Source organism: Candidatus Omnitrophota bacterium (genome assembly GCA_014728045.1).
Classification (GTDB): domain Bacteria; phylum Omnitrophota; class Gorgyraeia; order Tantalellales; family Tantalellaceae; genus WJMH01.
On record WJMH01000008.1, the window covers coordinates 26,516 to 39,368 of the forward strand.

Genomic DNA, 12,853 nt, shown 5'->3' on the forward strand with positions numbered 1-12,853 from the left:
TGAATTGGGTCATACATGTCTCAACCTGTGGCCAAGTCTTTTCTTTTTTGTGCTGAGATATTTCTTGTTCTTTGCGCCGGGCTTCATTTCCAGGCTGGTCCTGCCGACGACCTGAAGACCATACCCTTTAAGTCCTATTATCTTCCTGGGGTTATTGGTCATAAGGCGGATTTTCTTAAGACCCAGGTCAGCGAGGATCTGAGCGCCGATACCATAATCCCGGAGATCCGCCTTGAACCCGAGTTTTTCGTTCGCTTCAACGGTATCATATCCGTCATCTTGCAGCTGGTAGGCTTTGATCTTGTTGAATAACCCGATCCCCCTCCCTTCCTGAGAAAGATAAAGCAATACACCGGTCCCTTTTCTGGATATCTTCCTGAGCGCTTTTTCAAGCTGATCGCCGCAGTCACATCTCATCGAACGGAAGACATCGCCAGTGAGACACTGTGAATGGACCCGGACCAGGACCTCGCCTTCGGTGATCTTTCCCTTTACAAGAGCTAGATGCTGAAAATCATCTATCATGGACCTGTAAGCATAAAGCCTGAATTCCCCGTAGGGAGTGGGCAGCATCGTCTCGGCGACTTTTTCTATCAGCCTGTCCTTTTCCATGCGGTATTTGATAAGGGCCTCTATCGAACATATCTTCAGAGAATGTTTTTTCGCGAACTCAAGAAGATCCGGCATCCTGGCCATGGTACCGTCTTCGTTCATGATCTCGCATATCACGCCCACGGGCCTGCGACCGGCCAGCTTCATCAGGTCGACACTCGCTTCGGTATGACCAGCCCTGACCAATACCCCGCCTTTTCTGGACCTCAAGGGAAAGACGTGACCGGGTTTTACGAATTCATCCTCCTTCGAAGAAGGATCAGCAAGAAGCTTGATGGTTCTGGACCTGTCGTGCGCAGAGATACCGGTGGTTATGTCGTCTTTGGCATCCACGGAGACCGCCCATGCCGTCTTGTACGGATCCTGCGGATCCTTGGACATATGGTCAAGCCCCAGCCTTTCGGCGATATCGTCCTCCATGGGCACGCATATCAGACCGCGTCCATATTTTGCCATGAAATTGACCTTTTCCGGCGTAATGCGCTCTGCCGAAACAATAAGGTCGCCTTCATTCTCCCTGGATTCATCGTCAACAACTATGACCATTCTACCGGCACGTATATCCTTAATGACCTGTTCTACACTGTTCAGCTTCATTTATCGTCCCCTTTAATATAAAGGCCCCGGAGCATTACACTCCAGGGCCTTTTGGAAATTCCCGAATAATTACTTCTCCCATCCCGGCTTTACGGTCGGTACCCGATTCTCACGGGTTCAGGCCCCTATCAAGACCTCGCGGACTGAACTCCTTTTTGAGGAGCATCACCGCCGGCTAAGGAATTACACCTTACCCTGAAGTGATATACATTTTAGCATAACCAGTATACAAGTCAAGAACTTATGAAAAAAAAGAGCAGGCTGCGCGCAGCCTGCTCTTTTATCGTGTCCAAGCGGAGGATTTACATCATCCCCATGCCGCCACCCGGCATGCCGCCCGGAGCTCCCGCCGGCATAGCCGGCTGGTTCTCTTCGGGCTTATCGGTTATGAGAGCTTCCGTGGTAAGCATCAGAGACGCTATGCTGGAAGCGTTTTGAAGAGCGCTTCGGGTAACCTTGGTAGGATCTATGATCCCCTCGGAAACCAGATTAGCGTATTTATCGTTCTCCGCGTCATAACCGTATGTGGCCTCCTTGTTGGCAAGGATATCGTTAATAACGACTTTTCCGTATTTACCGGCATTGGTCGCTATCATGTCGACCGGCGCCGTAAGCGCCCGGGCGATGATATTGACGCCTATTTGTTCGTCGTTATTCGCCACTTTCAGATTCTCCAGATTCCTGCTGGCCCTGAGAAGTGCTACCCCGCCGCCGGGGACGATACCTTCTTCGGATGCCGCCCTGGTAGCGTGGAGAGCGTCTTCGATCCTCGCCTTTTTCTCTTTCATCTCTATCTCAGTGGCTGCGCCAACGTTAATGATCGCAACACCGCCGGCAAGTTTCGCCAGACGTTCTTGGAGCTTTTCCTTGTCGTAATCGGAATCGCTCGCTTCTATCTCGTTCCTAATCTGGGCTATCCTGGCCTGAACGGCTTCCTTGCTGCCCGGACCTTCCAGAATGGTCGTGTTCTCCTTGTCTATAGTCACCCTCTTGGCCTTTCCAAGGTCCTCCAGAGTAACGTTCTCAAGTTTAATGCCCAGATCCTCGGAGATGGCCTTTCCGCCAGTAAGAACGGCGATGTCACCGAGCATGGCCTTCCTCCTGTCCCCGTAGCCGGGAGCCTTTACGGCGCAACAGCTGAAGGTGCCGCGGATCTTGTTGACGACCAGGGTCGCCAGAGCCTCTCCCTCGGTCTCCTCGCTGATTATTAGCAAGGGTCTGCCTGACTGCGCGACTTTCTCAAGAAGCGGCAGCAGATTCTTCATGTTCGATATCTTCTTTTCATAAAGAAGGATATAAGGATCGTCCAGGACGCATTCCATTCTTTCCGTGTCGGTCACGAAATACGGGGAAAGGTAGCCCTGATCGAACTGCATACCCTCAACAAGCTTGAGGCTTGTTTCAAGGGATTTTCCTTCTTCAACGGTGATGACTCCGTCCTTGCCGACCTTTTCCATGGCTTCGGCTATGTTCTCACCGATGATCTTGTCATTATTGGCCGCGATGGTAGCTACCTGAGCTATCTCCTTGGTCTCCTTGATGGGAGTGGAGTTTTTCTGCAGCTCTTCAACTACTGCGTCAACCGCCTTTTCGATCCCCCTTTTTATCTGCATGGGGTTAGAACCAGAGGTCACGTTCTTGAGACCTTCTCTATAAATGGCCTCGGCGAGCACCGTGGCTGTGGTCGTGCCGTCGCCTGCCACATCACTTGTCTTTGAAGCTACCTCCTTGACCATTTCCGCACCGAGATTCTCGTAGGCGTCCTCGAGTTCGATCTCCTTTGCGACGGTCACACCGTCCTTGGTGATCGTGGGACCACCGAACTTTTTCTCGATAACGACGTTCCTGCCCTTCGGTCCGAGTGTTACCTTTACGGCCTGGGCGAGTTTTTCGACACCGCTTAATATGGAACGGCGTCCTTCGTCGCTGAATTGTAATTGTTTTGCCATTTTCTTTCCTCCTTGATTTTTTAAATGTTCCCAGTATTTATTTAACAATACCGAGGATATCCTCTTCCTTGAGCATGAGCATATCCTTGTCATCAACTCTCAGCTCCGTGCCGGAATATTTACCATAAAGAACGACGTCGCCTTCCTTGACCTTTAAAGCGACCTCCTTGCCTTCGCTGGTAATCCTCCCCGTGCCCACGGAGACGACCTTACCCTGCTGAGGTTTTTCTTTGGCGGTATCCGGAAGCACTATACCTCCCTTTGTCTTCTCTTCCGCTTCCATTAGCTCGACAAGAACCCTGTCATAAAGTGGTGTTACTTTCATTTGCTTCTCCTCCGTCTTTCAAGGTTTAAATTGCTGACCAAACCAGATTTTAGCACTCTTCAGCCCAGAGTGCTAATGGATTATCCATTTTATCCCAAATACCTATCTTGTCAAGAATTTTTTTTAGAAATATTGCTGGTAGTCCAGAATCCTTTGAAAATGGGGGTTCTAGCGGATCAGCAGCATGAGGCCTTCAAGTATGAGGTCCGGACGGACCTTCTTGATGCTGCGCGAATATCTTGATACCAGTTCGGCATCGCCACCTGTAGCTATCACGCGAAGCTTCTTGCCCAGTCTCTTTCGGAACCTGTCGACGATACCATCACACATCGAAGAATAACCGTAAAGGATACCGTTATTCATGCTGCTGGCAGTATCCTTGCCCAGAAGGCTTTTTGCCGGACGAAGGTCGATGCTGGGAAGGAGCGCCGCTTCTTCGGAGAGAGATGCCAGCGCCAGCCTGAGTCCCGGGAATATCAGTCCGCCTTCATAAGCACCGGAAGAATTCACGTAATCCATTGTAACGGCCGTGCCGAAATCTATTGCGATAACGGGGCTTCCCAAAAGACCCATCGCCGCATAAGCGGTTACAAGCCTGTCCTGTCCGACTTCTTCGGGTTTCCGGTATTTTATAGGAATGGGAACCTTTATATCGCGCCCTACGATTCTCACCTTAACGCCGGGCAGAACCGAACTGATGCTCTTTTTGAACACCCTCAGAAAGGCCGGGACAACGCTTACGATCACGACATCGTCTATTTTTCCCCGTCTGCCCCCAAGAAGACGCCTAAGCGCAGCAGGCTGGACTTCTTTCTTGGAAGTATGTATGAAATACTTCTTCAGGATGGAACCCTTATCGCTCAGGGCGATCGTGCAGTTCGTATTGCCAATATCCATCAAAAGTTTCATGTTCACCTCAACACGTCGACATCTCCGCTGAAAACACGTCTTTTCTCTCCTGAAGCGGTCCTGATGATAAGCGCTCCCTTTTCATCGATATCAACAGCCTCTCCTTCGATCGAGCGGTGGTGTTCCAGTACTTTCACTTTTTTCCCAAGGGTGAATGAACAATCCATGCATTCTTTGCGTATTGCACCAAAGCCTTCGTTAGTGAACCTGGTGTAACCCTTTTCGAACTGGGTAAGTATACCCCTGGCAAGATCCGGCCGGTCAATCTCACAACCGCACTCGTTCTTTATGCTGGTTCCTTCAGGCGGCAATTTGCTGGAGGGCGTATTGACATTCACCCCTATGCCAAGGACCAGAAAATTCACCTGGTCAGGCTGAGCTTTTATCTCCGTCAGTATACCACACAGCTTTTTACCGTTGACTATGACATCATTGGGCCATTTCATTCTGGCCTCAAGCCCGGAGGCGTCTTTAACGGCCTTTATTATGCAATAGGCCGTTATCAGCGTCATCGCCGGGATCTCATCCATTTCAGCATCTGGTCGCACGATAAGGGACATGTATATCCCGGTGCCCTTGGGCGAGACCCACCTGCGACCCATTCTGCCTTTTCCCTGCGTCTGATTCTCGGCTATAACAACCGTCCCTTCGGGTTCTCCGGACTCGGCAAGCTCGTACGCCTTGTTGTTGGTGGAATCTATACTTTCATAGTGGTAAATGTTCTTTTTGCCGAATTTTCTGGTCTTAAGGACGCTGGCGATATCATAACCGTACATCTTAGCGGGGGTGGCCGCGAGTTTATACCCAAGGTTGGGCACCGCTTCTATGGAATACCCGTCCTCCCTCAGCTTTTTGATGTATTTCCACACGCTTGCACGCGAGAAGCCCAGTGAGTCGGATATGTCCTCTCCGGATATGAACTTATCTCGTTTATTCCTGAAAAAAGCGATTATTTCTCTTTTTGCTTCGAATTCCTTCATGCGGCAGCTTTCCCCTCTTCCATCTGTTCCATCTTTCTCCTTGCCGCCTGTGACCGTGAAAGCTCGAACCTGTCCAGGAATTTAACCTGAAAATCCTGCATGTACAGGAAGATGCCCGGCGTTACAAAAAGTGTGATCACCTGCGCGAAAGCAAGCCCCCCGACAATTATAAGCCCGAGTGGCCGGCGGGATGAACCGTCCGCACCGAACCCGAGAGCTATCGGTACCGCGCCCATTATCGTACTTGCTCCGGTCATGAGGATAGGCCTGAACCTGTCCTTACAGGCCAGATAGATGGATTCGAAAGCGCTTGAACCTTCCTCGAGCTTCTGCTGGGCGAAATCGACCATCAATATGCCGTTCTTGGAGACTATGCCGAGCAGCATGAACATCCCTATGTACGCGTAAAGAGAAAGCTCCGACCTGAATATCAGCAGCGTTGCCAGGCCCCCGCAAGCTGCGACCGGCAGAGTGGTCAAAACTGTAAAGGGATGTATATAGCTCTCATAGAGTATGCCAAGGATAACATACATGAGAAATACCGAGAGGATGAGAAGAGCGGCCATGCTGGCTACAGCCTCCTCGAACTCCTGTGCCTCACCTTGAAATATCCCGGTCACGCTCTCTGGCAATAGTTCACTTGTGACCTCTCCCAGCTCCTTTGTTGCGTTACCGAGCGGCACGCCCGGCTGCAAACTGAAGGAAATGGTCGCGGAATTCAGCTGGTCCGAATGCGGCACGTTCTGGGGCCCCACTGTTTCCTTCCATTCGGCTACAGCACCCAGTGGCACCAGCTCCCCGGTCTTTTCCGAACGTATATACACACTGGAAAGATCTTCCGGATCTTCGCGGTATTTCTCCTCTAACTCCATTATTACGTAATACTGATCGACATCCGTCTTGTAAGTGGTGATTTTTCCTCCCGCATAAGCCAATAGCAGCGCGTTCTCAATATCCTGGGCGGTTAATCCTAAAGTGGACGCCCTGTCCCTGTTGATCATGATGCTAAGCTGCGGCATGTTCAGCTTAACGCTGTTCTGCACTCCGGTAAAACCGGGCAGCTTCTTCATTCTCTGTTCGAGTTTCAGTGCGACGTCGTAGACCTCTTCCTTGTCCTGGCCCTTGAGTATATACGAATACTTACTTCCCGCGGCGGTACTCTCGCCTCCAGTGCTTAACTGTAAAGCAGGTATAGGCTGCAGGAACACGAAACCTGTCGGTACTGCTATCATCCGGGCGCTCAGGTTCTTTACCACCTGCTGTATGACGGGTCTGTCAGAAGGCCTCAGGATGGCTATTACCAGACCGGAACTCTGATCGGCACCGGTACTGGTCCCGGTTATGGTAAGTATCTTCTGAACATATGGGTTCGCCCTCAGCATCTTATTGACCTGGTCCTGAAATTCCCTCATCTGAGTGGTCGAGGTACCCTGCTGCATAAGGAGTCCCCCGCGTATGGCGCCGGAATCCCCTTCGGGCATGAAACTCTTTGGCAGTATGGAAAAAAGGAATAAGGTCCCACCCAGACAAAGTGCCCAGATAATGACGGAAAGATACTTGCGGGTTAGAACGAACTTAAGGGCGATAAGATATTTACCGATTATCCTGCTTTCAAAACGGTCGGCGAACTGCTGCATGCGCGTCTTCGCTCCACCAAGCTTCTTAAGCATCCGTGAGCACATCATGGGTGTCAGGGTCAGAGCCATTACAGTTGAACAGCTGATGGCTATGATCACGGTTAAAGCGAACTCCCTGAAATTCCTTCCGACGACCCCGCCCATGAAAACAAGTGGAAGAAAAACGATTATAAGAGCGACGCTGGTTGAAATAACGGCCGCTGTTATCTCTTCCATACTTACAATAGCCGCGTCCAGCGGACGCTTGCCCCTTTCAATATGCCTCGTCGTGTTCTCCAGAACGACTATCGCGTCATCCACAAGGAAACCCACTGAAAGCGTTAGTGCCATAAGCGAGAGGTTGTCCAGGCTGAAGTCGAAGATGAGCATGACCGCAAAAGTGGCGAATATCGTCAGCGGCAGCACCGTACTCGGGATTATCGTATCATTCAGTCTCCCAAGGAACAGGAATATGACAATGACCACAAGAACCAGAGCGATGAAAATGGTGGTCTTCACGTCATTGATAGACTCTATGATCTGGTCAGCTTTATCATAACATATGTCCAGTTTTACCGACCCGGGCAGCTCATCCTTTATCTGGTCGAGGGTGCTTCTAACGCTTTTGGACAAAGCAACAGTATTGGCTCCCGCGGACCTTGAGACCGCGACACACACAGCCCCCGCTTCAATCGGATCACCTTTTCCGGAAGAATACATGACACGAGTCTTGTCGTTCTGCTGGGAATCAACGGCTTTTCCTACATCCCTGATCCTTACAGGGGCATCATTGACATACTTGATTATCAGTTCATCATATTCCTTGGCCTTGAACAATTGCCCTTCCGGTTGAATGGAAAAGGTTCTGTAAGGACCGTTCAGGCTGCCCCCGGGAAGGAGCACTGTGCCGGTTTTTAACACTTGGGCCACTTCGTTGAGACCGATATCGTATGAAGCAAGTTTTTTGGGATCAACCTGAACACGTACAGCTGTCTTCGCCCCGTAGATCTGGACTTGGGATACCCCGCTCAGCATGCTCATGCGTTTGCCTATGATACGGTTGCCCAGGTCATACATGTCGCCCGCTGGCAAGGTATCCGATGTGAGCATGATGTAAATGATAGGCGCTTCAGATGGATTGGTCTTGTTGTAGGTGGGCTGTTGCGGCAGGTCCGATGGGAGGTTCGCCATCGCCCTCTGTATGGCGGCCTGTACATCAGGTGCGGCAAGATCCACGTTCCGGTCAAGCTCGAAGGTTAGAGTAATATCGGTCTGTCCATCTGTGTTATCGGATATTATCGACTTCAGTCCCGGTATTTGCATGCACTCGTTCTCAAGCGGTGAAGCGACAGAAGAGGCCATGGTCTCGGGACTTGCACCCGGATAGCCAACGTTGATGGTCATGACCGGATAATCGACGACCGGAAGGTCGCTTACCGGGAGCATGAAATACGCCGCTACCCCGAAAAAGAGGAGCGAGACCATGCAAAGCGTGGTCATTATGGGCTTGCGTATGAACTTTTCTGAAAATACTGCCATTTACCTTTTCCGTTCCGGCCTAGTTATCTTTCTCGCTTACAATTACTGGCACATCAGGCACCAGTCCCATCTGGCCGACAGTAACCACCCTCTCTCCGAGCTCAACGCCTTTCTCAATGACGATATCATCTCCGGATCTCGGCCCTACGGTGACGAAACGCAGCTGTGCCGTTCTTCTGGGCGACACCGCGAACAGGTAATATCCCTTTTTACCCATCTGAACAGCTGCATACGGCACCACTACGGCATCCTTTTCCGTTCCCAATATCAGCGTGACTTTGACAAACTGACCGGGCCAAAGCCTGCCTTCCTTGTTATCCACATGGGCCCTCAAAAGGAACGATCCGGTTGAATCATCAACAGTATTATCAATTAGTTCCAGCCGCCCGGATATCGGATCCTGTTCCTGGCCGGGCACGGTAATGATAACCGCGAGAGTATTCTCTCCCATCGCCTTGCGGACCCTGGAAAGCTGGTTCTCGGGAAGTGTAAAATCCAGAAACAGCCAGTCGATCGTTCTGACGTTCACGAGCACCGGACCGTTGTTCGCGGGCACAATATTGCCCTTGTCTACCCGCCTCCTGCCGGTAATACCGTGGACCGGTGAACGAATGTAACAGTAATTCAGGTTTATCTTGGCAAGTTCAAGCGCCGCCTTATCCAGCTCGACCTTTGCTTCTGAGGCAGCGACATCCGTCTGGTATTGCTCGAAGTCCTGCTGCGAAATGAGCTCTTTCTCGTGCAGGGAACGATTCCTCTCGAGCGTGTCCTTTTTAAGTTTGAGGTCCGCCAGTGATTCCTGCAGCTCTGCTGCTTTCTGGTCCACCTGCGCTTTGTATTCCTGCGGGTCTATCGTGAAAAGGAGTTCACCGGCCTGGACTTTCTCGCCCTGTTCGAAATTGACCTCGATAATCTTACCGGTAACCTGCGCCTGGATGTCAACGCTTTCAGGGGAAGCCAAGGTCCCGAATGACTCTACCTTTATCTGGACATCTCTTTTCCGCACCTGGCTCACCTTTACCGGTCTTGCCGGCACCTGTCTTTTCATATGCGCTCTCTGACAGCTACGGATATGTGAAGTAAGGATCATCGCAAGGATAAGGACGCCTATCAGCCTAAGAAGGTTCTTGTTCTCTCGAACATAGTCCAGGATCTTTTTCTTGTCGAGTTCCATATTCATTCCTTTCCAGGTCATTTCTTTTGGGGCTTATTCCGTGATTTTACTCCCGTTGCCACTTCGTGGCCCTCTATCCCTATGGCACCTGTAGCGTGAACAAGTTCCGCCAGAGCAACGAACATATCCCGTTCGGACCTTATTAGCCTGCTTCGCGCATCAGAAAGACTGCGCTGGGCCTCGAGCAGGTCAAGTATGTTCTTGATGCCCGCCCTGTACCCTTCAAGTGCCAAATCGTAAGATTCGGCGGAACTCTCATAGGAAGCCCTGCTGAATTTACGCTTCCTGACCGAAGTTTTATAATTGAAGTACTTCGTCCATACATCGGCGCTTGCCGCCAGTTCCTGGCTGATAAGATTCTCCCGCTCTGAGCGCGCTTCGGCACTGGCTTTGCGTCTGCGAGCCAGATTACTGAACCCGTCAAAGATATCCCATTCCACGTTGACGTTTCCCGAATATTCGTTGTGCACGGTCTCCGCCTCATTGACACCGAAATACTGATACCAGGTCTTGCCCATCTCACCGCCAAGGTTTAATTTGGGCCACAGGTCCGAGTTTGCGGATTTTACTCTTGCCTCGGTGGCACGGAGTCTTGCCCTTGCAGCGGCGATATCGGGCCTTTGCTGCAAAGCCGCCTCAATAAGTTCGCTTACGTCTTCCTGCTTGACATTATCAGGCAGTTCACTGGACGGTTCTTTTATCTCTAAATCGGAATCGGATGAAATCCCCAGAACTTCCGCCAAATCCGCCTTGGCCTGCTGCCTTTGCGCCCTGGCTTCCTCAAGAGCGAAAAGAGCGTTCTCGTAATCTGATTTTGCCTGCAGGACATCAAGTTTAACGCCAAGCCCTGAAGTCAGTTTTATCTTCGCGGCTTCAAAAGAGGTCTTTGCGTTCTCGACATCGGCCTCGGCAGCTTCAACCGCAGATTTTGAACTGTAATAAGTATAGTAGGCTGTAGCAGTATCCAGAAAAAGGTCTTGCACGGAACGGTTGAAAAGAAAGTTCGCCTCAAGGGTAAGCTGTGTCGCCTCTTCTATATCCGCGCTCCTGCCCCCGAAATCAAGTATCAGATATGTAGCGTTCAGCTTTCCGCCAAACCTCCTCAGGTTCTTCTTATCGGACTGGCGGTGAGTAACGTTCTTTTCCTTGGCGAATTCGGCTTCACCCGAAATTTGTGGGTATGATTCGCCTTGGGCCTGTTTGATATCCGCTTCTGCCGCGCGGGCCTGCTCCCAGGCTCTTCGTGTATCGGGATTGTTCCTGAGAGCGACACCGATGAGCTGATAAAGTGTTAAGGAACCTTTTATTTCACGACTCTTAGCCCTGATCGAACCCCAGACCGTATCCATCGATCTTGAAGACTTCTCCCATTCCGGTGGGGTCCACATCCTTTGGGGGCTTTCAGGGGCTTTGAGCGTCTGGCACCCCGAACATGAAAGCATTAGAAGGATAAGACCTGTTAAATGGGAAATATTCTTTGAGTTGGACAGCATTTAGCACCTAAAAATTATTATTTATGATAAATTTAGATGCTATTATAGGACATTTCCAGTGTTTTGGAAAGATTTTTAGAAAAGAATAGGCTTCCCTGCATTATTGTTTCTCATCCCAGAGTTCGCGAGACCTCTTCTTAACCGCTTTCTCGATCTCGATGGCGAGGTTTTTGCCCATTATGCCTCTTTCGATAGACTTCTTCGCGGCCCCCGAAACCGTAAAAGCGGCCTCCTGGACACTTGCCCCCATGGATACCAGATAACTCATGGAAAATACGGCATCGGTAAGCACTCTACCCTTAAGCCCCATCTGTTTGAGGTCTAGCACGGTCTTTTCAACCTGTTCGGCGTCAGCGCCCACGTACAGCATGTTCTTAACAGGAACCTCCATATTGCGGACCTCGATAGCGGTCAGCCCCCGCTGGAGCAGGTCTTCCTGAATGCTCTGAAAAACTCTGTCCTCATCTGTAATCTGCTGGGAATACCCGGATGAAGTAATGAGCATAAACACACAAGCCAGGACCAATAATACTTTATTCATGTTTTCCCCGTTTCTTAGAGACAATTATTTAACGAACATAAGGAGCACTCCCGTGGCCAGCACGAAGCCGCCCCAGATCCTGAAATATACGATCGGCCTCTCGCTCCACCACTGGAAGACCTTTTCGCTCGTTCTGTTGGTCAGGAGCACTATACCCTTAATAGCGATCACCATACCTGCTATGCCAACTATCTTTGCTATAAGCCCCGGGGCCTTCAAGACACTTCCGATAAGAAGGAATCCGAACATGATCATGAATCCGAACACGATCCTTCTCATCCTTTTGTTCATTTTCTTTTGAAGCCTTCTTTTCAAGATGTCGGGCCTGATAACCCACAAAAGTCCGAGCATGATCCAGATAAGACCTAATATTTTAGCCAACATCATTACCTCCGTCCGATTTGGCTTCATTAATATCACGGAAGAAAAAACGTAAAGCTTTCTTCAGGAAATCGAACATGATCCGCAGAAACCAGATGGAAAAAACAACAAAGGACACGACAAGGACCGTCGCCACCAGGGGATGCTTGATCATAAGCCAAAGAGCTACGAGCACAAGACTGTCCTCGGCAACACTCGCCGCGACATTGGTAAAGGGTTCGGGGGAAGTATTTATAGCAACTCTTGTCGTCGCCTTGGTCAGATGAGCATCCAAAGCGACCGTTCCTCCCAGCATCGCTATTGCCATTTGAGTGAAAGCGGGGTTATCCCGCGAAGCCATATAAGCTATCGCCGCGCCGCCTACGGGTCTTATCAGGGTATGCAGCGAATCCCATGCCGAATCGACGTAGGGGATCTTGTCCGCGAAAAACTCAACCGCGAACAGCAGAACCGCGAAAGCTATTATAACCGGATGCGACAGAACATCCAGACCTCCGGGGAGAGTGACCAGCCCAAGCCTATCAGCTATACCCAGCGCCGCGATGGTCAGATAGAGGTTAACACCCGAAGCCCATGACCCGCCGAGCACAAGCCCTAGACTTCCAGGAAAATCCATTTATTCACTCTCCTCTGCGCGCATCTCTTCTTCCATTTTGTCCAGCTCCTCCTTGATCGCCGACATGGATCTGATGGTCTTATCAAGTTTGTCACTCAGCTCCCGGCTCATTTCCTCGGTA

11 protein-coding genes and 1 riboswitch are annotated in these 12,853 nt (G+C 50.6%); all 11 genes read right to left on the reverse strand.

What is annotated here, in order from left to right:
- Nucleotides 1-9: 9 nt before the first annotated feature.
- The gene (locus tag GF409_02445) at nt 10-1,209 is read right to left on the reverse strand and encodes a bifunctional 3,4-dihydroxy-2-butanone-4-phosphate synthase/GTP cyclohydrolase II (protein MBD3426075.1); all 1,200 of its coding nucleotides are present in this window, start codon (nt 1,207-1,209) and stop codon (nt 10-12) included.
- Nucleotides 1,210-1,275: 66 nt separating this feature from the next.
- A riboswitch (FMN riboswitch) is annotated at nt 1,276-1,416 on the reverse strand.
- A gap of 95 nt (nt 1,417-1,511) precedes the next feature.
- Nucleotides 1,512-3,158: a chaperonin GroEL gene (groL, locus tag GF409_02450; protein ID MBD3426076.1), complete on the reverse strand. Its 1,647-nt coding sequence runs from the start codon at nt 3,156-3,158 to the stop codon at nt 1,512-1,514.
- A gap of 37 nt (nt 3,159-3,195) precedes the next feature.
- Nucleotides 3,196-3,483, reverse strand: a complete 288-nt coding sequence (locus GF409_02455) for a co-chaperone GroES (GenBank protein MBD3426077.1) — start codon at nt 3,481-3,483, stop codon at nt 3,196-3,198.
- A gap of 168 nt (nt 3,484-3,651) precedes the next feature.
- Entirely contained in the window at nt 3,652-4,392 is a 741-nt protein-coding gene (locus GF409_02460; GenBank protein ID MBD3426078.1) for a type III pantothenate kinase, read from the reverse strand.
- Between the two features lie 2 nt (nt 4,393-4,394).
- Nucleotides 4,395-5,372 carry a biotin--[acetyl-CoA-carboxylase] ligase gene (locus GF409_02465; protein MBD3426079.1) on the reverse strand — a complete coding sequence of 326 codons (978 nt, stop codon included), beginning with the start codon at nt 5,370-5,372 and terminating at the stop codon, nt 4,395-4,397.
- Nucleotides 5,369-8,527 carry an MMPL family transporter gene (locus tag GF409_02470; protein ID MBD3426080.1) on the reverse strand — a complete coding sequence of 1,053 codons (3,159 nt, stop codon included), beginning with the start codon at nt 8,525-8,527 and terminating at the stop codon, nt 5,369-5,371. Before GF409_02470 ends, GF409_02465 begins: the two co-directional genes overlap by 4 nt.
- Nucleotides 8,528-8,546: 19 nt before the next feature.
- On the reverse strand, nt 8,547-9,722 hold the full coding sequence (locus GF409_02475) for an efflux RND transporter periplasmic adaptor subunit (GenBank protein MBD3426081.1): 1,176 nt from the start codon (nt 9,720-9,722) through the stop codon (nt 8,547-8,549).
- Nucleotides 9,719-11,194 carry a hypothetical protein gene (locus GF409_02480; GenBank protein ID MBD3426082.1) on the reverse strand — a complete coding sequence of 492 codons (1,476 nt, stop codon included), beginning with the start codon at nt 11,192-11,194 and terminating at the stop codon, nt 9,719-9,721. Before GF409_02480 ends, GF409_02475 begins: the two co-directional genes overlap by 4 nt.
- Before the next feature lie 100 nt (nt 11,195-11,294).
- Nucleotides 11,295-11,735 carry a hypothetical protein gene (locus tag GF409_02485; GenBank protein ID MBD3426083.1) on the reverse strand — a complete coding sequence of 147 codons (441 nt, stop codon included), beginning with the start codon at nt 11,733-11,735 and terminating at the stop codon, nt 11,295-11,297.
- Nucleotides 11,736-11,759: 24 nt separating this feature from the next.
- Nucleotides 11,760-12,119: a hypothetical protein gene (locus tag GF409_02490; protein MBD3426084.1), complete on the reverse strand. Its 360-nt coding sequence runs from the start codon at nt 12,117-12,119 to the stop codon at nt 11,760-11,762.
- Nucleotides 12,109-12,732, reverse strand: coding sequence for a DUF4126 family protein (locus GF409_02495; protein MBD3426085.1), 624 nt, complete (start codon nt 12,730-12,732; stop codon nt 12,109-12,111). Before GF409_02495 ends, GF409_02490 begins: the two co-directional genes overlap by 11 nt.
- Nucleotides 12,733-12,853: the final 121 nt, after the last annotated feature.